Raw genomic sequence first — 24959 nt, forward strand, 5'->3', positions numbered from 1 at the left:
TTGCCACCCTCGCCAAGGTGGGTGCCAACGGCAATGTGGCTATTGGAGCAGGTGCTGGATGGGATTTTCAGCTGAGTCTTGGTAAAGATGGTAAATTCTACTTTAACTGCTCTGGTCGTTTGGTGTTTGGCCCTGGCGCCAGTGGCGGGTTTGGCACGACAGTTGATTTTGAGCAACTATGGCAGCTCGCCGTTATCCTTTTTAAAGGCTTAAAAGCAACGGATTACCGCGTACTCGCCAATATTGATAGAGAGGTGTACCAACACCTGATCGAGTCCAGTTACATAGCATTTGCCTGTGATGTGATTGCTAATCCGCAAGACGCACTTAAACAGGCGGTGATGAACAGCAGTCAGTCGATCAATACTTGGTGGGATGAACGGTTGGAAAATTGGAAGGGTGAATCTGATAAGAAAAAGGAAGCCTTTCGCCTTGCTAGGCGCATTGTCGCGAACTATAGCGATGTGATTGGCGAAGTGCCGTTTGAAGAATTGCTGCCAGAAAGCGTCGGCATTATGCTCAATACCTTAGTGACGACGTTTTATCTGTCGTGGGATGAGGAGCAAGAGAAGGCGATTTATATCTTATTGCTTGGCGCGGTTCGAACGTGGCGACGATTTGAAGAGGTGCTCACGCGTATGAATGCCACTGGTGAAAAACCGTCAGGCGGTAAACAAGCAGAGGACAAAGCGTTGTTTGACAATTTAGCGCGCATCAATGCGATTTTAGATGGCGAACAACAGACAAGCTTTAACAACTGGGTATTAAAACTGGCGCAAGTGAATGAAATCAACGAGAGCAACTTTGCTCAAATGCGCCCGTTTTCGCCGCGCTCTGGCTGGAGTTGGAGCCAGAAGAGGGAGAGAGTCGAGCGGCAAATCGCGCGCTTAAATAAAAATAATGGCTATTATATCTAACCACAGCGACCGCCGTAAGGCGGTCGTTTTCGGGGCTAATAAGCTTGATCCTTGCTCTGAACAGAGCAACGAAAACCGGAGCGAATCGCGTCATCACTGACCTCCAGTTCGCGGTATGTACGGCCAACATTGACCATACCAACCCCACCTCGCTTGACTTTGTACTCACCTGATGCAGGTCCTTGGGGATCAAGTTTTGGCGACACTTTATAATAATCTTTGGCGTACCAATCGTTGACCCACTCGGTGGCATTTCCAGTCATATCATAGAGACCGAGGGGATTGGGCGCAAACATACCTACAGGGTTTAAGCCAGTGACCATATTGGCGGTTTTATCTGTAAACTCCTCATAGCCGCCTAGCTTAGGGTTATAAAAACCCCCACCTCTATATTGTTTAAACCCATTATTGGTCCCGTAGTAGAGTTTTTGACCACGGCTACGTGCAGCGTATTCCCACTGTGCTTCGGTGGGCAGATCGACGGGTAGAGCCGTTAACTGCCCGAGCCACTGACAATAGTTTTTGGCATCTTGCCAATTTACTTTTCTAGCGGGTTTGCCTTCGTAATACTCTTTCCTTGATTCAAAATCTTTAGCACTCCGTTTGAGATATTGACCATCGATTTTTCGTTGTTCGAATGGTCGATTAAAAGCTTGTAGGTAAATATCATAATCCAGCATCTCTGCTTCATACTTTGATAACGAGTAACTGCTTAAAGTTACTTCATGTTGAATATCCGCTCCACTGCTGACCATTTCGACACCACTGTAACAGTTAGCTTCTGGCGTCCAGACAGGACGATTAAGATCGTCGTTCATGCAAGGCATACGAAAGTCGCCCATAATAAAACTGCCACCTTCCACAAACACCATATTCTCAATCGACTTTACCGCGACCTCGGCAATATTTTGTTTTAGTTCACTGTCTGCATCTGGATAGTGTTTATTGATATTACTAATAATGGTGTTGAGCTGCTGTTGAGAAAGCACGTTGCTGGAAATATCGATATCACTATTGCATGCCGCCAATAAAGGTATCGCACTGAGAAGACCTAGCCATTTATAATTCATTATCAATCCTCATTATTTAGCCGTTTATTTTAAGCGGCTAAGTTGGTGACTTGAAGTTAATGACCTGAAAATAATGTGATTTTCCTTCCTTTTCTTAATTATGCACACCCAGTTAATAATTAATGAATTTATCAAGTAATTATCAGAAACTCGGTATTAATGTTGATGTAGTTAAAATGTGTGTCCCGTTAAGAGTCGACCACCATAATGCAGTTGTTTTCAATGCTAATAAGCTTGTTCTGCGCTTTGGACGGAGCAACGGAATCCTGAACGGTATGACAGATTATCACTCTTTATTGGGTCAAATGCGCGGGCGACAGTGACCATACCAACCCCACCTCTAACAACTTTATACTCACCTGATTCGGGGCCTTGTGGATCGAGTTTCGGTGACACTTTATAATAAGTTTTAGCGTACCAATCATTGACCCACTCCTCGGCATTTTCAGTCATATCATAGAGACCGAGTGGATTAGGCGCAAACATGCCTACAGGGTTTAAGCCAGTGGCCATGTTGGCGGTTTTGTCGGTAAATTCCTCATAGCCACCTAATTCTGGGTTATGGAACCCTCTTCCTCTAAACTGAATAAAGCCATTGTTGGTTGCGTAGTAGAGTTTTTGACCACGGCTACGTGCAGCGTATTCCCACTGTGCTTCGGTGGGCAGATCGACGGGTAGAGCCGTTAACTGCCCGAGCCAATGACAATAGTTTTTGGCATCTTGCCAATTTACTTCTCTGGCTGGTTTTTTTATAAATTTTGGTAATACCGTTTTATAGACCTTAGAGCCACGTTCTAGGTACTGTCCTTCATAAACACTCTGTTCAAATGGTCGACCAAGCGTTTGTAAGTAAACATCATAATCCAACATCTCTGCTTCATACTTTGATAACGAGTAACTGCTTAAAGTTACTTCATGTTGAATATCCGCTCCACTGCTGACCATTTCAACAGCACTGTAACAACTTGCTTCTGGCGTCCAGACTGGGCGATTAAGATCGTCGTTCATGCAGGGCATACGAAAGTCACCCATAATAAAACTGCCACCTTCCACAAACACCATATTCTCAATCGACTTTACCGCAACCTTGGCGATATTTTGTTTGAGTTCGCTGTCTGCATCTGGATAGTGTTTATTGACATTACTAATAATGGTGTTGAGCTGCTGTTGAGAAAGCACGTTGCTGGAAATATCGATATCACTATTGCATGCCGCCAATAAAGGTATCACACTGAGAAGACCTAGCCATTTATAATTCATTATCAATCCTAATTATTTAGCCGATTATTTTAAGCGGCTATGCTGATGACTTGAAGTTAATGACCTGAAAATAATGTGATTTTTGTTCCTTTTCTTAATGATGCACACCCAGTTAATAATTAATAAATTTATCAAGTGATTATCAGGAGTGAACTAGTTAAAGAATCATTTTAATACTTTACAGAGAACGATAATTCAGTCCCGACATTTTTCCTCGGTAGTTAACGTAATGACAAAGTCGCTTGGTAATTAAGGTATCACTCATAAATGCATTGTTAGTTGTCGATCTCAAAGGCTGGTGCTAACATTTGTACACACACCAACAAAGGAATACATCATGGACACTAGAATTCAATTTCGTGTTGATGAAGAAACAAAACGCCTAGCTCAACAAATGGCTGAGAGCCAAGGTCGCACTCTGAGTGACGCTTGCCGTGAACTAACTGTGCAACTCGCTGAACAACAAAGAAAAACATTAGCTCACGATACATGGCTAACTGAACAAGTAAACCTAGCATTTGAGAAGTTAGACTCAGGAAAATCCGTTTTCGTTGAGCACCAAACTGCTAAATCTCGAATGGAAGAGCGCAAAGCCAGGATCCGTAATCGAGGTATGTAATGATTTTATGGGAAGAAGAGTCGCTCAATGATCGTGAAAAGATCTTTGAGTTTCTCTATGACTTCAACCCTGATGCTGCTGAGAGAACTGACAGTCTCATTGAAGCAAAAGTGGAAAACTTGCTAGAGCAGCCACTTATGGGTATGCAGCGAGGCGGTATTCGTGGGCGATTACTTATAATTCCTGATATTTCGATGATCGTCTCCTATTGGATCGAAGGTGACATAATCCGAATCATGCGTGTGCTTCACCAGAAACAAAAATTTCCTATGGATTGATTGCTTCCTCTAGGGGACTAATACTTGTTAGACGACAAATTGTCGTCTTTCACCTTTGGGTAATTCATATCAAATCAACTGATAATCAATAAGTTATGACACACGATGGAAACGATGAAAGTGATTGCTAGTTTTTTGGGAGACAAATAAGCCCGCAGAAGAGGTGCGGGCTTTGAAGGAAACGAAAAGTTGAGCATCACACTTTAAAGCGGCCAACCAAATCGTATAGCTCGTTGGCACGGTGGTTGAGTTCTTGGCTACCCGCGCGGTTCTCATTTGCCAGTTCGGCAGATTGCGAGCTCTGGTCTGAAATGACCACCACACGTTGAGAAATTTCCTGACCCACTAGGCTTTGCTCTTCTGTAGCCGTAGCGATAAGTGAGTTCATATCCATGATGGTTCCGATGGATTCCTGTATCTGAATGAGCGCTTTGGCAGCGGCATTCGCTTCTTCAACGGTGCTTGCACCACGTCTTTGGCTAGACTCCATCGCTTTCACTGCATCATCAGAGGCGGCTTTTAGTTGCTCGATCATCTGGTGAATCTCTCCAGTACTATCTTGAGTGCGGCTAGCCAGTTTGCGTACTTCGTCAGCTACGACCGCAAAGCCTCGACCTTGTTCACCCGCACGAGCGGCCTCAATTGCTGCGTTTAGCGCAAGTAGGTTGGTTTGCTCAGCGATATCTTGGATGACTTCCAGTGAGGAGGAGATGTTCTGTACGTCGCCTTCTAGACGAGAAATGACGCCATTGGCTTGTGAAACCTCTTCAGCGAGAGCTTCAACCGATTGTGCCGCTGAATTAACGATGTGCTGCGCTTCTTTCGCGTAGTCATCCGCTTCTTTTGCTGATGATGCAGCCTGACTCGCGTTGTTGGAGATCTCGCTAGCTGTCGTTGTCATTTCGGTCATTGCCGTCGCAACTTGTTCTGTCTCTTCGCGTTGCCCTGATGCCAATTCATCGACTTTAGCAGCGCGCTGGGACATGTTGTTGGTTTCCGCGACGACTTGCTGGCCGACATCGCTCACGTTAGCAATGATGGTCTGAAGGCTGGCAACGAAAGCGTTAAAGTTGCTGCTTAGCTTAGCAAATTCTGGGGCTTTAAACGCTTCCATACGCGCGGTCAGGTCAGCGTCACCGCTTGCAAATGAGCTAATGGAGTCATCAAACATTTCTAGCGGTTTCATTATGGTACGATTTACCGCTACTGCGAAGACAGCAACGATCCCCGCGATGACTAAACAGAAGATGACGATAGCTGACAAGGTAGTTTGCAACGCACTAATAGTTGCGGCTTCCATATCGGCAATGATGGCATCAATATCATCTGTGTAAAAACCAGTCCCCAGCATCAAATCCCACTCTGGAATAAAGATTGAGTAGCTCAGTTTAGGTAGAGGCTTAGTTTCGCCTGGTTTAGGGAAGTAGTAAGTGGTGAACTCGCCAGTCTTTGCGTTACGGATGAGATCTTGGATCAGGTAGTTGCCTTGTTGATCTTGTAGATTCCAGAAGTTTTCTCCGATCCCTTTTTCACTCTTACCCTGAACACGTCGTACGCCTTTGGAGTCGTAACCGAATACGTATCCTGATTCACCGTATTCTAGTGTTTTCAGGGTCGGGTAAGCTTCCTCAAGACTCGCACCTTTCTCTAGAAAAGGTTCGATGGCAGATTTGGCCATTTGAAGATAGTTTCTTAGTTCGGCTTTCTTCAAGTTCATTAAGTTAGCGCGAGTAACTTCGATTTGTTGCTCGTTCAGTTCGGTGGTTTTCATGTAGGTAAAGCTAAGCATACCTAACGCGATAACTAGCAGCGGAACTAATGCCAAAATATATAAGCGGCTACGAATTGTAAGACTCATACAAACATCCTGTTTTAGTAATAGTGGCTCATTGACCATACCACGATCAGAGGACCGAATAGGCAAGAAGCTTAGTTATTGGAATCATGCTTATAGACCAAAAGTTTATCTTATAAGATTAGCCAATTTATCGGCTCAGGACTGTGAATCTTGAGGGGTTTGCAGATTCTCGATATTAGACCTTAGTACAATCTATCGAGAACATTGCTTGTCGTCGCAGTAACGCTTTCCTGTCAACCACTTAGACTATTGGTAACGGTTGTTGACAAACTTGATGTATAGCCAATCTGCAAACGGGCGGAGAATAGGTAAACTTAGTGATGCGTATAACCAACCTTTACCAACGAGCTTCCATGCTTGGCATGTCACATCTAAACCGAGCAACAGGTTGTTTTGCGCATCTCTTTTGCACACAGTGGGCAGCGGCCATCGTAGAAAATCGTCAATTTAGTCATGCTTTCACCTCGATGTTTCTACGAAACCGTTATGGCTATTGCTCATCGCTCACTGACGTTAAGTATCTGTGCCAGTTTTGACCCACTGCTTGATATTGATAGATACAAAAATCTTTACGATCAGCCAGATAGTCGTTTTCGACTTCGTCTAATAAGCTTTTATGTTGTTCAGGGTTGCTGCCATAAACTAGGCATAACGTTGAGAAGTAGCGTTGTAAGTCAAAGCTGTGCTCGTCTATGTATTCACCAAAATCGTAGTAGTCAGGACGATCTTCGGATTCAAAGGCGAACATATCAGCGGCACTGATTGCAGCATCTTCCCCATTTTCCACATATTCGATCATCATTAGCGCAGCAAAATTATCTACGGCATCTTCTTCCTTGCCTAGAATCGGGATGTTTTGGTCGGCAATATAAGCGTGCCCGGCTTCGTGAAGTAGGGTGTGTAATACGGTATCAATGGCACCGGCTTGCGCACTCTTGCCATATTTTTTGTCATATTGATTTTTCTTAAAGTAATCCAGCGCTTGCTGATAGAACTCGTAAGGCATATGAACCTGATGCGCTTCTGGATCGTAGAGTGGGCCCTGATCGCCGCCGTATTGGATGGTTAAGGTGTTTTTGAACGGAAAAATACTCTGTGATAAGTCAACTAAGGTTTGGTTTACCCCACTTTGCTCAATCTCAGACTTGGCCTTTTTTTCAACCTCATTTTGTGGTTCAAGATAGCGAATGACAACACTTTCTGAACCAGCAAAGACAGTAGATGCAAACAGCATTAGCGAAGGAAGTAACACACGATAAAACATACTCAATCCTTATTATTGTCTTGGAATGGATGGACTTAACTAATACTGACATAAAATGAACGATTTCGCTCTAGTTTGCTGTTGGTGACACTCAATCTTGAACGAGGGATTGAGGGTAGGGTTGCCCAAGGGATTAGATGGGAGTGAAATGATGATTATCATTAGGGAAGCCGCTATGCTTGTGCTACACTCGCCGACCTTTTCCGTTTCTATGAGATAAATCACCATGAGCCTTAAAAAAGAACTTCAAAACCTTCATAACCGTCTAGATACTTGCCAACGTAAACTGGACGCAGCTAAAGGTCGTGGTGATCAAGAAATGATTTCTCAGTTCACTGATGAAATCGAAAAGCTGAACAAGAAAGTAAGCTCAATGAAGCACAAGCAGCAATTCGATCGCAACAAAGAACGTAAGAGCTTGCAGGATATGCCATTCTCTCGCGAAATCACGAAAGCGGAACAGGCGGATATGGGTAAACTGAAAAAGTCGGTAAAAGGACTAGTGGTAGTTCACCCAATGACAAAGCTGGGTAAAGAGCTGCGCATTGAAGTGATGACAGGCTACGCACCGAACAAGTTCTGATGCCAACGTCTGGTAAGTATTTTAAAAAAAGCGCCTAACGGCGCTTTTTTGTTTGGTGTTACTCAATGGTAAATCCCAGTGAGCACTAACTATTCTTGACCTGTTTTGGGCAACAGGAACACACCATTTGGGTTGATGGTTAGGTAGGCGTGGTCGGCGTAACTGGCGTCGAACTGTGATGAGTTGAGTTGCAACAATAGCTCGTGACCTTGCCATTGAACCACGACTTCATACATAGACCCCATATAAGCAAAACTGCTGACCTGACATTGTTGGCAAGCCTCTCCTTCTTCGGCGAGGAGGATTGCTTCAGGTCGTACACCAATCTCATAGTCGCCAGCGGCAATGCCAGCGAGATTATCTTGATTGGCTTTCAATCGGTAGCCATGGATATCCACGTATGTACCATCGTAATGGCCGCTAAACATGTTGGCTTCACCCATAAAGTTTGCCATGAACATAGATGCCGGATGCTGGTACAACTCTGTTGGTGTACCTTGCTGCATGATGTCGCCATCTTTCATAACAATAACGGTATCGGAGACGGCAAACGCTTCGGCTTGATCATGAGTAACATAGAGTGACGTGATATTAAACCGCTGCTGTAGATCGCGAATAGTTTCACGCATATTTCGGCGTAAGTTGGCATCTAGGTTACTGAGTGGCTCGTCAAATAGCAGAACTTTGGGCTTGAGAACCAGAGCGCGAGCAAGAGCGACACGTTGCTGCTGACCACCGGAAATTTGGTCGACGTAACGTTCGCCAAATCCCTCTAAGTCGACTAATTTTAGAGCGTCTTTAACTCGCTGCTTGATTTCGGCTTTATCTAGCCCGAGCATTTTTAAGCCGTAACCAACGTTGTCTTCTAGCGACATATGTGGGAACAAGGCATAAGATTGAAACACCATACAAATGTCACGATGTTGAATGGAAGTATTGGTGACATCTTCTCCATCGATGAAAATTTGCCCGCTGGTGGGCTTTTCTAATCCCGCCACTAAGCGCAAGACGGTAGTTTTGCCACATCCTGATGGGCCTAATAGGGTGACGAGTGCACCTTTCTTAATTTCAAGGTCTAAATCGCCAATTACGGTCTTATCCCCAAAGCGTTTGCAGACATTCTTTAAGACTACAAAGTTTTCTTTTTCCATGAGTTCTATCTCCAATTGCTACTCTTGGTTATTGGCTTTGGAACGCGAGACGCGTGCTTCACCGACAAGAAAATCAAAAATCAAAATAATCGCTAACATGACAACAATTAGGATTGAGCCATAAGCGATCGCAATCCCGTATTCGCCGTCTTCCACACGATTTAATATGTACGAGGTGGCAACGCGAGTTTCGGGTGTGACCAAGAAAATAATCGCGCTGACGGTGGTCATTGCTCTCACGAAGCTAAACACTAAGGTTGATAAAATCGCAGGGCGTAGGAGCGGCAACAGCACATGTGTAATGGTTTTAAGCGAGTTTGCGCGCAGGCTAAGAGAGGCTTCATCAAGTGCTTTATCAAGTTGGCCAAGACCAGCAATACCAGAGCGAATCCCTACCGGAACATTACGCATTACCATCGAAATAACCACAATTGCCGCAGTACCCGTCAAGTAGATCGGAGCATCGTTAAACGCGAGAATGTAGGACACACCCGCAACCGTGCCAGGAACGGCGAAACAGAGCATGGTGGCAAATTCAATCACTTTCTTACCATGGAATTGCTGGCGAACCACAATATAGGCAATTAGCAGACCAAAGAAAGCGGTCAAAGGCGCAGCAATGCCAGCGTAGATCATAGTCGTGATAAGCGATGGCCATGCACCTTCACCAAAACCACTGCCGAATAGGTTTAAGTAGTTAGATAGGGTTAGGCTGTAGTCAACGCCCCAGTTAACCGTAAAGCTTCCATAGAAGATACTGCCGTAGAGTAGGATGTTAAACGCCATCCAGAAGTAAAGTAGGCCACAGACTGCATGCTTTAGAGAGGTAGGCAGAGGCTGCACATCACCGCGATAGGATTTCCCAGAGATGGTGACGTATGAGCGCTTACCAATCCACAGGTACTGAACGACGAAAATGGCGAGTGAGAAGAGCAAAAGAACCGCACCGAGAGTACTTGCTGACGCGTAGTCCAGTTGAGCACCTGCGATATAGAAATAGATCTGCGTTGCCAGTACGTCAAAGCTACCACCGAGAACCAGCGGGTTACTAAAGTCAGCTAACGACTGAACAAATATAATTAGGAAGCTATTGGCTAGTGCCGGTTTAAGCAGTGGCATGACGATTTTGAAGAAGGTCTGATAGCGGTTTGCACGCAAGGTATAAGACGCTTCTTCGAGTGACGGGTGTAGTGACTTCATTGCCCCATCAAGAATCATAAATGACATAGGAGCAAAAGCGAGTACCTGTGCAAGCCAGATACCAGTGAAACCGTACAGCCAGTTAGTCTGTTGTAGACCAAACCAGTTAACCATGAGTTCGGTGATGTAGCCAGAGCGACCCAACATCAATGTCACACCAAGGCCGACCACAAAAGGTGGGGTGACAATCGGTAAAATGGAGAATATACGTGCGATAAACGCACTGCGCTCCGCAATACGAGTCGTATAAATAGCGAAAATCAACCCAAAGAAAGTCGCACCGATACCAACAGCGATACCTAAGCCAACCGAGTTGATTACGATCTGAATAATGTGCGAGCGACTGAGGATATCGACAAACTGCCAAGCCACAAAGTTGCCCATTTCATCCTCAAACATTGGGACGAAAATGGCGAAGCTCGGATAGATAATAAAGACGGTGATCAACAGAACGATAGCGATCAGTGAGCCAACGACGAAGGCATCTCCACCAAGGTACTCTAGGCGTGAGAATGCGAGTGTCATGACGGCACCTAACACCGTAAACAACACTATGGTGGCATAACCCATACCGTGTTCGGCGTACCAAGAAGAGATCAACACAAACAGCATACAAAATGCTGAGTAGCCAATATCAAACTGATGACGACGTTTGGCATATTTGTTCTGTGTTTTTAATGGACGTAGCAGCAAAGCAGCAGGAAGGCCGAACCATAACCACGAAATATTGACACCACTCCAACCCATGGCGGAATAAAACTCATCAGGAGTAGAGTCGATCAAACCATAGTCGAGAGCAAAGACAGGAAGAAGAATGAAAGCAACTACCAAGCTCAATATCCAGTAAAATACGGGATCGCGCTTAGTAAGTTCAGGGCTAATATGCGCGGTGAGTTCGTTCATAATTAATACCTAAATTTATGAGCAAGTAGGGTGATGACAAGCATCATCACCCGTTCCCAGTTGGATTATTGACCCATCTTGACGATGTTCACCCATTTATTGATCAAACGTTTACGTTCGTCTGATGAACCGTACGTTTCCATATCGTAATCAATAAGCTCAAGAGTTTTAGGATCAAGAGCGTTTGGTGATTGCTCGGCAGTCGTATTGGTTAGGATTTGGAATGATTGACCTTTTTTCCATGCCGTTTCCTGACCCTCTTTCGACAAAACGAAATCCAAGAATTTCTGTGCATTTTCTTGGTTACGCGCTCCGTTTATAATACTTACACCGCCGATTTCGTAGCCTGTACCTTCACACGGAGCGATAAGTTCTAGAGGTGCGCCTTTTGATTGTTCTAGCGAGTAGTCGTGCAAGAAGCCAATACCGATAGCGACTTCACCACGAGCTGCGTTGCGCGATGGTGTTACGCCTGATTTAGTGTATTGAGAGACGTTTTTATCCAACGCTTTGAAGTAGCTAAAGGCTTTGTCTTCATCCCAAAGCTGTATAAAGGTGGCGAGTGCCGTATAAGCCGTACCAGAGCTCTGTGGGTCTGAAATTTGAACTTCACCCGCATATTCAGGCTTAGTTAGGTCACTCCAGCAGCGAGGAATTGCCAGGCCTTTTTCTGCCAGACGGTCCTTATTTACCCCAAAACCTAGAATCCCCATGTACACCGCAGAAGAGTAGTTACCTTTGCGCTTGGCTGGGTCTTTAAAATTGTCCATGATGAATTCGAGTTGAGGGGATTGGTAAGCTTGGAGCAGATCCATCTCGCCAGCTTGCGATTGAGGATCGAGCGTACCGCCATACCATACGTCCGCACGAGGGTTCTTTTTCTCGGCATCAATTTTTGCCAGCGTACTGCCTGAACCATTTCGAACGAACGAAGTTTTTACATCATACTTCTCTGAAAAAGCTTTTGTTGTCGCTTCGCACATGGCGTTGGTCGCACTACAGTAAACCACTAAACGACCATCGGCGAGCGCTTGAGGTGCAGCGATTGATGCTGCAAGAATGCAAGCAGAGAGTAGGCTGCGTTTTGTTCCAACTTTCATGTTATTTCCTCTTGTTGTATCCAACTGTAGGGTTGGTAAGTCCTTGCGGTATAAGACAACGAGAGGGAATTTATCAGTTAGGTTATGGCTATCCCTGCCCGTTGTTGAGCTTTAACAAAAGGAAGAATTAACAGTCCAATCAACGCTGCTGAGAGCGTAACGACGCTGAAAAATCCCTCCCAGTTAAACTGGTCGATTACAAGTGCGAGTGGGTATCCCGCTAGTGCAGCACCAAGGTAGGCAAATAAGCCAACAAAACCGGTTGCGGTGCCTGCCGCATCTTTGTGAGAACACTCTGCTGCGGCCATGCCAATCATCATTTGTGGCCCAAAGACAAAGAAACCAATGGCAAAGAAGCAGCCAGATAAAATGATGAAGTTATCCAAAGGGGTAAGCCACAAAGCGGCCACAGAAACAAAAATCCCCAGAGCAAATAGCAGTATCATCGGTGCTCGGTTGCCGTGAAAAAACTTGTCTGATCCCCAGCCCCCAAATAGCGAACCGAGTAAGCCTCCTACTTCAAACATTGACACGACGCCATTGGCACTGAAGAGTTGGTATTCGTGACGCTGAGTAAGATAGAGATTGCCCCAATCATTGATTGCAATGCGAACTACGTATACCAATAGATAAGAGCTGCACAGCAACCATATATATTTGTTTCCCAATACGTAGGTCTTTACTATTTGCCAAAACGGTAACCCACGTCCTTCTGCTTCATGTGCTATTTCTATGGGGTCGTTAACCCATTCACCGACCGTGGGTAGCCCCATCGAGGTAGGCTTATCACGTAGTTGGAAGCAGAGCATTACACCGACGATAATGGCTAGACTTCCTGGCAGGATAAAGCCAAAGCGCCATCCCCAAGTTACCGCGGCAAAGCCAATCGTTATTGGTATTATCGCGCCACTTAAGTTGTGGCATGTGTTCCAAATAGACCACCAGAAGCCACGTTCAGATCGTGAATACCAACTGGTTAACAGCTTGGCGCACGGTGGCCATCCCCATCCCTGAAAAAACGCGTTTAAAGTCCAAAGCAGCGCGAACATAAATAGAGAAGAACTCAAGCCAAAGGCGATGTTGATCAATCCTGTAAAAATCAACCCAAGCCCCATAAAGTAGGCAGGTTTGGTTTGATCACTCACCATGCCGGAGAGAAACTTTGACACGCCGTAGGTGATATAAAATAGCGTTCCCAAAATACCGATGTCGGAAGTCTCCAGTCCTAAGTCGGTGATCATACTTGGCATCGCAAAATTGAGACTTTTACGGGTAAAGTAAAAAACACCATATCCGACATACATCACTATCATTAGCTGAACTCGCCAATAACGGTACATTTGGTCAATTTGATTTGGGCTTTTGTCAGCGACTAACACGAGCTCCTCTCCTTGGCATGAAAGAATGGTAACCAACCCATAGATGGAATGAATTAGACGGTTTTATATATCTCTAGGAAATTTTCCTAGTTTGGTGGAGATGTTGTGTTTTTTGTGGGTAAGTTAACAAATATCCTACTCCCCAATGAATTTGAGGTGATACTCATCGTTCCTCCGAGAGCACTGACTCGTTCTTCAATGCCTCTGAGCCCTTGTCCTTTCAGCCTCCAGTTGTCAGGTAGGCCTATACCGTTGTCACGCAGTTCTAAACTGAAGCGCACACCGGGTACTAAAGAGAGTTGTACTTGATTGGCTTGAGAATGCTTGCAGACATTATTCAGTAGTTCTTGGACGATGCGGTAAAGCGTCACCGCAGTAATATCATCAAGTCGTTCAGCAAAAATGCCGAAGTTAAGACTAAAATCGATATCGCGTTCGGCAAACTTCATTTCCGCGACTAACTGTCTAATCGCACTTTCAAGACCTAGCTCATCAAGGGCATGAGGGCGTAGTTGTTTGAGAAGTTGACGAGTTGAGTCATGGATCCTTAGTGCTAACTCGTTGGTTGTGTTAGCAATATTGATTTGTTGTTCATCACCTGCCAATCGCTTTGCGAGCATTGATTGAATCTGAATCGCGGTAATATTTTGGCCAATTTCGTCATGAAGTTCGCGAGCCACAGACTTACGGATGTCTTCTTCAACATGGACGAGTTGGCTTGCCAGTTGCTGCTTACTGGCGAGTTCATTGGCGAGTTTTAAGTTAGCTTGATGAAGCTGCTGTGCAAGGAAGTATTGACGACTGATCGCGATACCTAAACCAAGACCAATAAATGCTTGGGTTGAGATAAAGGTTTGCAACTCTAAATCGCTATCGAAGGAGCCAGTTACCTGTCGTGCAGTCGTGAGCAAAATACTGTTCATTACGCTGGCCAGTACGCCCCCTTGCCAGCCGTAACGATAAGCCATAAAGATGTTGGGCAACAGAAAGATCAGCAGAGCCAAAGACTTCATCTGCTCGAATAATGTCAGCTCGGTAATTAAACCAATCGCAAAAAACAACAGGCACCAGATCAGGGCTGACGGGCGTAACACCACTTCTTGGTGCACTAATGTTGGCGTGAGTGGCTGCCATACTTGGCGGCGCAGATAGTCATATACTAGGTAGAAAAACGGTGTGAGTAGAATGCCGCCAGTGAGTACCGCAATGCCACCTTGAAGCGCATACATGCCACCTAAGCCTACTGGTTTACTCAACAGCAGTAATGCAAAACCACAAACGTGAGCGTAGGCGAGAGCAAGTGCAGACAATGCGAGCAAGCGCTGCCAATAGATCTGAAGCGGTCTCCAAAACTGTTGAAAAATGACCGCGATTGCATGGTTAAAACAGGCAAAGAGTATCAGAAGGTAGCAATAAACAGGCGCATTAGTTAACTGAACCAAGCTAGCCACAAGCAAAACCTCAGACATGGTGAACCAAGGCCAAAGTTTTCGTGTGGTCAAAGTATAGATTGCGAGTTTAAACCCAGTTGGCAACAGAAGACCGGCCAACAAGATGTCAGGTGTTAGGTAGAGACTGACATTCCACAAACAAAACCAACAAATAACATATCCCAAGATGGCAAAGCTATAACTAAAGCCTTTAGTTAAAATCAGTTTTGGTAGTTGCTGTCGTCGGGTCAGTTCACTCATACGGGTTCATCACTGAGCAGCTTATGATGGAGTGCAAAGCGAATTAGATCGACGTTATTGGATAGCTCCAGCTTGCTGAGGATATTTGCGCGATGGACATGAATGGTTTTATGACTGATCGACAGCTTGGTGCCGACCTCTTTCACATCTAAACCTTGAATCAGATGGTCGAAGACTTCTCGCTCGCGTTTGGTGAGCTCTTTCAATGCAGAAGAGGCTGACGAGGCATTGCTAAGATTAACTAATGCGTCAGTACACAAGTAATGATCACCTGCGGCGACCTTACGAATCGCGGTGACCAATTCACCCGGTCCGCAACGTTTCGAAAGGTAACCATAGGCGCCAACATCGATAGCTTTACTGACAAACGATGCTGAATCATAAATGCTCAGCATGATGGCTTTTAAGTCAGGTTGTTTTGCTCGCAACTTCTCTAGCAGTACTAAGCCACTCTCATCGGGCATCGATATGTCGATCACAGCAACATCTATGTTCGATACGGAAAGGACGCGATATGCGTCGCGCGCGTTATCGAACTCGCTGTGTACTTGTATATCGGGTTCACACGACAGTAATTGAGCAAAACCTGAGCGGACCATAATATGGTCGTCGACAAGAGAAACAGAAATCATAGCGGTTTCCTTGAGGTAGCTTGTACCAAAAGTTCTAGCAAAAGTGACATATTGAATTAAGTATCAACGCTAGTGAGAACAACTATAAGGAATTGTTGACTCTGTCAATAGATATCGTGGTATCCATCATTTCTGATGGTAAAAGTGCTAACACGAACCAATTTGTTTGAAAGTTGGTCCGTGTTTTTGGCACTAAATATCGAGCTTGTGAAGCAGGGAAGGGAAGCCCCAACCATTTTCGCCTTCAACCACTTGTTCACCAGTCAAATACTCAAACAGAGTAGGCGCTAAGGAACCATTGGCTTCCGATCTAAGTGGCGTTGCCGCTTGACCAATTGGCGTTCCCCAAAAGCCGATAAAGGCGTCTTTTTCCAAGTAGCTTTCACCCGCATGTCGACCAGGAACTTTAGTGTTATAGCCAATCCCCTCTCTCGGGAAGAGGTTAATTGTGCCTGCTCTATCTTCGGCGTATAGCTGAGCTAACTGAACGACAGAGTCGGGTTTTGGTGTATAGCTGGTCAGTTCTCGCCACTGAGTTGCATTACACCAGGTTTGGCTATCATTCGGATTCACACGTTCGATACATTGATCAACCAGATCGGCAAAGCGACTCAGCTCGTTCTTGTTTGGGGCAGAGAGGTACGGGTTGAGTGACTTGGCATCAAGCAGCTGAACCGCAGCCTTACGGTTTATGCTGCCGTAATAGTAGCGATCGCCTTGCTGAATGATTTGTTCGTCAACCCTTGTTCCATTTCGGTTGGCCATGATGCGTATTTGGCAGCGATTTTCACTACAGGCTTGCTCACGCACGACCATATAGTCCAATGAATCATCTAGGTAGTTTAGGGATTCTGCAATAATGTCTACGGTTTTGCCCTCCGCATTGATCGGCTGCCAGTTAATTAACTCAGCGTAGACAGGCTGACTGTCCCACCCTTGCTTTGAATTGAATAGGTCGAACATGAAGTTGCCTCCAGCGGTTGAGGCGACAACGACGTCTATCCCTTTATTGCTCGGATAGCTTAACGCGTTGGTGATCTTTGGACCTTCCCCTTCATCAGAAGAGATTTTCTTGATAATCAGTGGGAACCCCAATTTCTCCTCTAAAGGCTCGAAGATGGCTTTTTCAGGGTTGAGCGTGTAATAGACAGGAGCTAAACCATGATCGCCAGCCATGCCCCACAAGGTTTGATCGTAGATGCCCGCGTTTTTGTAGCTTTGCTCTATTTGAGTGATCCAGTAATCGAGTCTATTGAGCTCCCCAGTTGGCATAATGATTTCGTCACTAAAAGGACCGACAAAGTGAGCAAAGTGATCAGGCCAAGGATTGTACACTAGGGTAAAGTCTGGCATGCCTTGACCGTCGAGTTTGGTATAGCTTGAAATATCTTGTTCAATCTTCCATTTGCGAGTCAACTTGGTGTAGAAATCCCAACTCGGAATGTCTTGATATGCTGTTATATTGTCAATCAGTGACTGACGCAGTTTTGTTAGCACGGTTTCAACTTGGGCTCGTTCGTCCAACTCTCTAAGACAACGTTTCTCACCAAAGTCCCTGAGCGACTCCCCAACCCCTAAATTGACCAAACCATCGTAACTGGTATGGGCATTCCAATCATATTGAGCGTTACAGTTAAGGGTTTTTAGATGGACTAGGCGATCAAACATAGTCGATACGTTATTGGCCTGCATTAGGCGATCAAGCTGCAAAGCGTCGTTGCCAAAGAAGTAGTAGGCGCGATCTTGATGACGATCGACAAAGTGAAAATTTGGGATGCCTGTCCCTTGTTCGCCTGCGACTTTCGCCCCCGTTTTAATGATAGGTAAGTTGCGTACGCTGATTGTTGGTGTTGAAGAGATGCCAACATTGGCAATCGAGTCAGCATGTTGTTGATAGAGGCGTTTGAAAAACGGCAAGTAATAGGGATCGCGATAAGTTTGCTCAGAGAGTATCTGCAAAAAGCGCATATCTTGCTGGTGTTCAGGGCTTGACTGAGCAAGCGGAGTGTTTAGCTGTTTGCTTTGTAAATAACGTTGATAGGCATGAGAAATAAAGGGTTTGCTCGGGTCGACTAAACCTTCAATCAGTCCTTGCTGAAGCCCATCCACGGTGATTTGAACGGCGAAACGGCGCTCTTGTTGGGATTGCAAAAAGCCGACCGCGGTCGATGGTTCCTTATCAAAGGCCTTCTGTAGCCAATCGTTGAGACGTTGTTGCCTTTCATCTTGATAGACGAACTGGCGGTACGCTTTTAAGACATTCAGGCGTACAAAGTCGATCAGTGTGACGGTCAATGCCTGTGCTTTATTATTGGGTTGATTAGCTCGTTCAGCGCCGCCGTCTGCGACGATGGCAAGCAGAGCATTTTTCATCTCTCCCTCGTCCATTCCTGCGGCAGTTTTCTTGAGTATATCAACGACGATTGGCTGAATTTTGTCGACTAACTGCTTGTCGCTAGGTGTGTTATCGAGATAAATGTAATGCTGTGGCAATTGCTCCATATCTTGCCACTCACCGATTTGAATCAAAGCGTCATAGACGGTCACCATAGTTGCGATAAACTGACTATCGATTTTTAGACCTTCCTGATGCGCCTGATCTTTGGCGTGTTGCTTTTCTTTTGGTGGAGCGCTGGAATCAAGCTGAAATAAAGAGTGTTCAAACCCCTTTAAAGCTTGTTGGTCATAGACCGTTTGGAGATACGTTTTGAACTGATCTCCGCTTTCAATCCCTGTGTAGCGGTCGTAAAACTGATAGAGGAAATAACCGAGAGGAATTGAGTAGGTGGGATCGGCGATTTGCCCCATCACTCTTGTCTTGGTACTGGCATCTAACGGAAGTGAGAGCAAATAGGTTTCGAGCGTCATCCCGCCAATCGTGAAAAGAGTCATATCACGAGCAAAGCGGGTTGAATAGGAGAGAGAATCTACAATTTGGTTTTTGAGAACTTCGCTGGAGTTGAATAAACCGCCAACCACAGGTGTGTTACCGATTTCGGCATAGCAGGAGGTGGATAAAGCGCTAGTTAACGCGATGGTAAGGGTCGTTGCTCTGAACCAAGTCATTGATATTATTCTCATTCATGCTGCTAATGATTTACATTGTGACATTAAAGAGTGAGAGTGCAAGCGTTAGCGCATGCGACGAAAGTGTTTTGCTTGGAAGTGAGATTCGCTACCAATCAGCCAGCAGAACTGTCGGCTGATTGGTAGGTCTTAGTGGATTAGTAGCCCATTAACTGCAACAGATTTTCGGCGGTTTTGACCGCCTCTTTTCTGTTGGCGATATTGAGTTTCTGGTACAAGTTGCGAATATGGGTTTTGATGGTTGTCCCCGCCACGTCTAGCTCTTGGGCGATCTGCTCGTTGCTAAAACCAGAATAGATCAGCCCGAGAACTTGCCATTCACGCTGAGTCAGTGGACTGGTGCGAACCAACTCTGGGATGTTCGGGTGGTTGACGAGCTTTTCAACAAACTCTTCATCAAAGTGAACAGAACTGCTGCGTTGAGTGGTTGAGATGTCTTTGAGCAGTTGTTGTGCGCGGTGACGTTCTAAATCTCCCAACTCATTCTTATGGTTGAGTTTCTCCAAGATATGACCCACTTTCGCGCCATCCACGAGGAAATTACCTAACATACCCGTCTGATTGGTCAGAGCTAATGCTTTCTTTAGTTGCTCACGAGCTCTCTCTTCATCATCTTGTGAGATGGCGAGCACAGCGGAAACAATCAAGTTACGGTTGGTGTCGGTCAGCAACTCATTTTCCTCTGCTTGTTGCTGAAGGAAATTAAGTGTCTCAGTGGCTTGGTCAAAAAGCCCTAGTATGATTTGGGCACGTGCGATGTTACGCCATTGAAGCTGGGTAAAGTGGTTACATGCGTGCTCAGGCTGAACCGTGGTCTCTAGCCATTGCTTGATAGACTCCAGATCGCCGCGAGCTTGCCAGAATAGGATCAGAGATAGTGAGGCGTTAGCCGTCCAGTCAACGTGATAGGTAGACTGTTTCAGCAGATGAATAATTTGTTCAATGAACTTACCCGCTTTATCTAACTCGCCACGACCGATGGCGATACGTGCCAGCATCGAGTAGCTATGTAAGTGCTTGCTCGGGCTGTGGTTACCAAGAATATCCAGACCTTTATAGGCACATTCCTCGGCTTCATCCAGTCGATTCCAACACCACAAAATCTGGGCGCGGACACGAAGTAAGAACTCATGTAGCGGAACTTGTTGCAGCTGTTGTTCTTCGATCAGTTTAAAGGCGTTGTCTTGTACTTCGAAAGCGGCTTGAACGTAACCCTGTGCAATCAGGATTTCACTCTGTTGCAGCATCGCCCATAAAGCCTGATGGTAGACCTGATACTGGCGTGCCAGTTTCTCTGTCTGCTGCATCATTGGCAGAGCTCGGCTGAGATGACCAAGTACGTGGTTGACCTCTCCCACGACTGACGTGGCAACAATACGGCTACGGTAAACAGTGCTGTCCAGCTGACTAAGTGCCAGTTCTGCTAACTCTAGCGCTTGTTCTGGTTCATTGCGGTTAATGGCAACCTGAGCTCGCAGCGCATTGAACTCACCTTGCTCTTTGGTGCTCAGAACCACATTGAGCTTACTCATCTCTTGGTCAGCTTTTGATAACAGGTCACCAACATCGTTGTAGCGGTGCTGACTCTGCGCTAACCAAGCCTGCAACATACAAAGCTTAGGTTCACTGTAGAGCTGTTCTGTGGAGAGAGAGTTGATCGCTTTTTCGAGCGTTTGCAGCTCACCACCATTAAACATCTTCCAGCCATACTGAGTCAGGATATCTGCGGTTAACTGACTGTCCTTGGCTTCTTGTGCATGACGAAGAGCTTGATGAGGCGAGGAGAGTTTTAGCCACGCTTTAGCGGCCGCATGGTGAAGTTGCTTCTCTTGCTGAGGAATCCTCGCACTGCGCTCGTGAGCAAGGAACTCGGCAAACAGATTATGGAAACGGTACCAGTTTTGCTCTCCCTCGAGAGGGTGAATAAACAGACCAAAGCGATTGAGAGACTCGATCATGCTCAGTGCATCTTCTCGCTGAGTCAGTTCAGAGACCAGTTGATCGTTAAAGTGATCGAGGACAGAACACTGAAGCAAGAATTGGCGGGTTTCCGTATCCAAAAGATCAAACACTTCTTCTATCAGGTAATCCCATAGGTGTGCGTGGTTGAACTGAGAAAAAGACTCTGCCGACTGTGCGAGAGTTTTGTTTTGATGCTGCGCTTGGAGAGCGATCAACTGTAGTGCTGATGGCCAGCCTTCTACGTAGTTACGTAAATTGGTCGCGGTGGTATCGTCAATGCCATCGGCGATACGTTGATTAAAGAAGCGCGTTGTCTCTTCGGTATCAAAGGCGAGCATTTCGTCGCCGATCTCGATCATTAAGTCTCGGACGCGAAGGTTGGCCGTCCCAAGTGGTGGTGCTGCTCGGCTGGTGACTACCAAAGTCAAATTGTCTGGCATGTGCTTGAGGAAAAAGCGCATGGCTTCGTGGATTTCGTCATCAGAAATTAAGTGGTAGTCGTCCAGAACCAAATAACACTCTTGATGAAAGTCAGACATCTCAGTGAAAACTTCACCGAATAGGGAGTGAAGTGAAGAGAATTGGCGTTTTTCTGCAAGTTTTTGCGAGTTCGGGCAGCTGCCATCGGTGGCTTTATTCAGTGCCTGAAGTAGGTAGTTCATAAAGCGAAAAGAATCGTTGTCACTTTCGTCAATGCTGTACCAGCCGACGTGTGACTTGTCCGATAGCCATTGAGCCGCCATGGTGGTTTTACCATAGCCAGCGGGTGATCTGAGTAGCACCAATTTGTAGAAAGGAGCCTGCTGGAGCAGATCTAATACCCTTGGTCGTACAATGGCGTTATGCAATCGACCCGGACGCGTTAACTTAGAAGGAATCCACATCTTTTTATTCCCTATTATCCTTCCACTTTCTCGTGGAGCAGCGAAGTTACCCGAAGGTGAAACACTTAGTTGTGTAAATATTAATCAGTAAAGCTTATTGGCAAGGATGTTACTTGAGAACAATCATGACCGTTATTGATCAACGACGGGTTTTTCGCTTAATTCACATTTTGCTGCCAGCTACGCCCCTTTTTTGTGATGAGTGTCTCCTATTAGATCTGTGTGAGATGAGATTTGAGTACCTGTTTGCACGAGAATTCGTGAAATTTGCACTGCGAAGTAAAACTTAATGTGATCGAGTATGCATATTCATCAATTGCGTATTTTTCTCGACACCTATCTTTAATAAACCAGATATAGGCTAAATTGGTTGACGGTGTGATCTCAATCACCCGAGCTGTGATGTTGGTAAAACTTAATGAGACCTAGATCACTGAGCTACTGGTTGTACGCCCTCTACGCCCTTTGTCCTCCTCCTAAATTGGCTAGGAGTAGGAGGATGTTTTGCCAATCATGTCGATGCACGATATGGCACAGATGGATTGAAACCAATAAGTGAGATTTCTCTAATGAAACCTACGCAACAGAAAAATTTTGATAAAGCAGTGTTCCAAGCTGATGTGAAAAAACACCTTTCAGCGACTTACGCTAAAACTGTAGAAACAGCGACTGCGCGTGAGTGGTACCTAGCAATGGGCAAAGCACTAGCAGAACTAACAACCTTTGACTTGCTTAAGACTGAGCAGGATCCGAAGATCAAAAACGCGAAAAGCGTAAACTACTTGTCATTAGAGTTCCTTATTGGTCGTCTGACGGGCAACAACTTAATCAGCATGGGTTTGTACGATCAAATCACAGTAGCGATGGAAGAGTTAGGTCAAAACCTAACTGACTTGCTAGAAGAAGAGCGTGACCCATCACTGGGTAACGGTGGTCTAGGTCGTCTAGCAGCATGTTTTATGGATTCTTGTGCAGCACAAGAGTACCCAACGGTGGGTTACGGTCTTCACTATGAATACGGCTTGTTCAAGCAATCATTCAAAGATGGTCGTCAACAGGAAGCCCCAGATGCATGGCGCGGTGTTGAAGGTTACCCATGGGAAGTGGCTCGTCCTGAATTGGCACAAGAGATCGGTTTTTATGGCCATGTTGAAGTAACGCATGAAAACGGCAAAGAAGTCCGCAAATGGGTACCTGGCATGACAGTTAAAGCAATGCCTTGGGATCTACCCATTGTTGGTTACGAGTCTGACACGGTATACCCACTACGACTTTGGGAATGTCAGGCTATTGCGCCTTTCTCACTAGCAAGCTTCAACAACGGTGACTACTTCGAAGCTCAGCACGCGCTGATCGACGCTGGTAACATCACTAAAGTTCTGTACCCGAATGACAACCACGAGAAAGGTAAGACACTGCGTCTAATGCAGCAATACTTCCACTCGGCAGCGTCAGTTCGCGATATTCTGCGTCGTCACGAGCAAGCAGGTTTTGCATTGGCGGATCTGCCTAAGCAAGAGACTATCCAGCTAAACGATACTCACCCAACAATCGCTATCCCAGAATTGATGCGCATTCTTCTTGATGAGAAAGGCTTATCTTGGGAAAAAGCATGGGAAATCAGCTCGAAGACTTTCGCTTACACCAACCACACACTACTTCCAGAAGCATTGGAAACTTGGCCTGAATCTCTGATCCAGCGTCTGCTTCCACGCCACATGGAAATCATTTTTGAAATCAACCACCGCTTCCTACAAGAAGTTCGTGCAATGTGGCCTGGTGATGGCGAGAAACAAGCTAAGCTATCTATCATCCAAGAAGGCTTCAACCGTATGGTTCGCATGGCTAACCTATGTGTGATTGGCTCTTACGCGGTGAATGGTGTAGCGGCACTACACTCAGAATTGGTGAAGAAAGATCTTTTCCCTGAGTTTCATGAAATGTACCCAACTCGCCTACACAACGTGACTAACGGTATCACTCCACGTCGTTGGTTGAAGTTCTGTAACCCAGGTCTTTCTAAGCTGATTACTGACAAGATTGGCAGTGAGTGGCCTGCGAAACTTGAGCAGCTAGAAGGTATCGCTCAGTACGCAACGGACGCGAAGTTCCAGAAAGAGTTCATGGCTGTTAAGAAGCAGAACAAAGAGCGCCTAGCTAAATGGGTGAAAGACAACATGGGTATCGAGCTTGATACGAACGCAATCTTTGACGTGCAAATCAAGCGTCTACATGAGTACAAGCGTCAGCATCTAGACTTGCTACACATCTTGTCTCTGTACCACAGAATCATTAACGAACCTGGTTTCGAATGCACGCCACGTGTTGCTTTCTTCGCTGCTAAAGCGGCACCGGGCTACCACTTAGCGAAAGAAATTATTTTCGCTATCAATAAGATTGCGGACAAGATCAATAACGATCCGCGTATTGGCGATAAACTGAAAGTGGTCTTCATCCCTGACTACCGCGTGAGCATGGCTGAAATCATTATTCCTGCGGCGGATGTATCTCAGCAAATTTCTCTAGCGGGTAAAGAGGCATCGGGTACGGGTAACATGAAGATGGCGCTGAACGGTGCATTGACTATCGGTACTATGGATGGCGCTAACGTTGAGATTCGTGAAGAGGTGGGTGATGAGAACATCTACATCTTCGGTCTTGAAGTCGACCAAGTTGTTGCGACTAAAGCAGCGGGTTACAACCCTTACGACTACTACCACGCAGATCCTTTGCTAAAAGCGTCACTAGACCTGCTGGCTGGCGAAGAGTTTACACCTGGTCAACCAGGCCTGCTAAGAGCAACGTACGACAGCCTACTTGATGGCGGTGACCCATACTTATGTTTAGCGGACTTTGCATCATATGTTCAGGCGCACGAAGCGATGGGAGCACAGTACAAAGACCAAGCTGGCTGGGCGAAGAAAGCCATCTTGAATACGGCCTTGATGGGTAAATTCACCTCAGACCGTTCGATTAGAGATTACGTCAATAACATTTGGAAATTAGAAGCGGTATCGCGCTAATTGAACCAGACAAAGCCAAGGCCTAGCGCCTTGGCTCTACTCTTTATAACGATTTAATAACCCTACATTTTGAAGGTATAAGCAGTCCTTCGGAGAGA

General features: G+C 45.7%; 16 protein-coding genes and 2 pseudogenes. 5 read left to right on the forward strand and 13 right to left on the reverse strand.

Going from position 1 to position 24959, the window contains the following annotated elements; genetic code table 11:
• Positions 1-917 (forward strand): annotated as a pseudogene (locus ACQEXP_RS12260) (LysM peptidoglycan-binding domain-containing protein); the annotation flags it as partial.
• Positions 918-952: 35 nt separating this feature from the next.
• Here ACQEXP_RS12260 and ACQEXP_RS12265 read toward each other — a convergent pair.
• Both ACQEXP_RS12265 and ACQEXP_RS12270 read right to left on the reverse strand, forming a co-directional pair.
• On the reverse strand, positions 953-1987 hold the full coding sequence (locus ACQEXP_RS12265; protein WP_426970157.1) for a formylglycine-generating enzyme family protein: 1035 nt from the start codon (positions 1985-1987) through the stop codon (positions 953-955).
• Positions 1988-2212: 225 nt separating this feature from the next.
• Entirely contained in the window at positions 2213-3247 is a 1035-nt protein-coding gene (locus ACQEXP_RS12270) for a formylglycine-generating enzyme family protein (RefSeq protein WP_426970159.1), read from the reverse strand.
• A 337-nt stretch (positions 3248-3584) separates the two neighbouring features.
• Between ACQEXP_RS12270 and ACQEXP_RS12275 the strand changes: the two genes are divergently transcribed.
• Together ACQEXP_RS12275 and ACQEXP_RS12280 are read left to right on the forward strand one after the other, a co-directional pair.
• Entirely contained in the window at positions 3585-3866 is a 282-nt protein-coding gene (locus tag ACQEXP_RS12275; protein ID WP_426970161.1) for a damage-inducible protein J, read from the forward strand.
• Positions 3866-4144, forward strand: coding sequence for a type II toxin-antitoxin system RelE/ParE family toxin (locus ACQEXP_RS12280; RefSeq protein WP_426970163.1), 279 nt, complete (start codon positions 3866-3868; stop codon positions 4142-4144). Before ACQEXP_RS12275 ends, ACQEXP_RS12280 begins: the two co-directional genes overlap by 1 nt.
• Positions 4145-4340: 196 nt before the next feature.
• Here ACQEXP_RS12280 and ACQEXP_RS12285 read toward each other — a convergent pair whose 3' ends face one another.
• The 3 genes and pseudogenes from ACQEXP_RS12285 to ACQEXP_RS12295 all read right to left on the reverse strand — a co-directional run bounded on the left by ACQEXP_RS12285 (position 4341) and on the right by ACQEXP_RS12295 (position 7266).
• Positions 4341-6002, reverse strand: a complete 1662-nt coding sequence (locus ACQEXP_RS12285; protein ID WP_269375877.1) for a methyl-accepting chemotaxis protein — start codon at positions 6000-6002, stop codon at positions 4341-4343.
• A gap of 246 nt (positions 6003-6248) precedes the next feature.
• A pseudogene (locus tag ACQEXP_RS12290) lies at positions 6249-6457 on the reverse strand (DCC1-like thiol-disulfide oxidoreductase family protein).
• 35 nt (positions 6458-6492) lie between these two features.
• Positions 6493-7266, reverse strand: coding sequence for a DUF4344 domain-containing metallopeptidase (locus tag ACQEXP_RS12295; protein ID WP_269375876.1), 774 nt, complete (start codon positions 7264-7266; stop codon positions 6493-6495).
• Positions 7267-7492: 226 nt separating this feature from the next.
• Here ACQEXP_RS12295 and ACQEXP_RS12300 point away from each other — a divergent pair, with 226 nt between their 5' ends.
• Complete coding sequence (locus ACQEXP_RS12300; protein WP_138971249.1) at positions 7493-7849, forward strand: YibL family ribosome-associated protein; 357 nt, start codon at positions 7493-7495, stop codon at positions 7847-7849.
• Between the two features lie 89 nt (positions 7850-7938).
• On the opposite strand, the gene fbpC is transcribed toward ACQEXP_RS12300, so the two are convergent.
• The 8 genes from fbpC to malT all read right to left on the reverse strand — a co-directional run bounded on the left by fbpC (position 7939) and on the right by malT (position 21838).
• Positions 7939-9000, reverse strand: coding sequence for a ferric ABC transporter ATP-binding protein (gene fbpC / locus ACQEXP_RS12305; protein ID WP_426970165.1), 1062 nt, complete (start codon positions 8998-9000; stop codon positions 7939-7941).
• 18 nt (positions 9001-9018) lie between these two features.
• Positions 9019-11103, reverse strand: coding sequence for an ABC transporter permease (locus tag ACQEXP_RS12310; RefSeq protein ID WP_426970167.1), 2085 nt, complete (start codon positions 11101-11103; stop codon positions 9019-9021).
• A 65-nt stretch (positions 11104-11168) separates the two neighbouring features.
• Positions 11169-12203 (reverse strand): ABC transporter substrate-binding protein, encoded by a 1035-nt coding sequence (locus ACQEXP_RS12315; protein ID WP_269375872.1) that lies wholly within the window; start codon positions 12201-12203, stop codon positions 11169-11171.
• A gap of 77 nt (positions 12204-12280) precedes the next feature.
• Positions 12281-13582: an MFS transporter family glucose-6-phosphate receptor UhpC gene (uhpC, locus tag ACQEXP_RS12320; protein ID WP_426970170.1), complete on the reverse strand. Its 1302-nt coding sequence runs from the start codon at positions 13580-13582 to the stop codon at positions 12281-12283.
• A gap of 86 nt (positions 13583-13668) precedes the next feature.
• On the reverse strand, positions 13669-15273 hold the full coding sequence (locus tag ACQEXP_RS12325) for an MASE1 domain-containing sensor histidine kinase (protein ID WP_269375870.1): 1605 nt from the start codon (positions 15271-15273) through the stop codon (positions 13669-13671).
• On the reverse strand, positions 15270-15905 hold the full coding sequence (locus ACQEXP_RS12330; RefSeq protein ID WP_269375869.1) for a response regulator: 636 nt from the start codon (positions 15903-15905) through the stop codon (positions 15270-15272). The genes ACQEXP_RS12325 and ACQEXP_RS12330 overlap by 4 nt, the downstream gene beginning before the upstream one ends.
• 192 nt (positions 15906-16097) lie before the next feature.
• Positions 16098-18971, reverse strand: coding sequence for an alkaline phosphatase family protein (locus tag ACQEXP_RS12335; protein WP_426970173.1), 2874 nt, complete (start codon positions 18969-18971; stop codon positions 16098-16100).
• 158 nt (positions 18972-19129) lie between these two features.
• Entirely contained in the window at positions 19130-21838 is a 2709-nt protein-coding gene (gene malT, locus ACQEXP_RS12340) for an HTH-type transcriptional regulator MalT (RefSeq protein ID WP_269375867.1), read from the reverse strand.
• A 569-nt stretch (positions 21839-22407) separates the two neighbouring features.
• Here malT and ACQEXP_RS12345 point away from each other — a divergent pair.
• Positions 22408-24861, forward strand: a complete 2454-nt coding sequence (locus ACQEXP_RS12345) for a glycogen/starch/alpha-glucan phosphorylase (protein ID WP_426970175.1) — start codon at positions 22408-22410, stop codon at positions 24859-24861.
• Positions 24862-24959 lie beyond the last annotated feature (98 nt).

The sequence above is a fragment of the Vibrio sp. TRT 1302 genome (genome assembly GCF_050113875.1).
Taxonomy (GTDB): Bacteria; Pseudomonadota; Gammaproteobacteria; order Enterobacterales; family Vibrionaceae; genus Vibrio.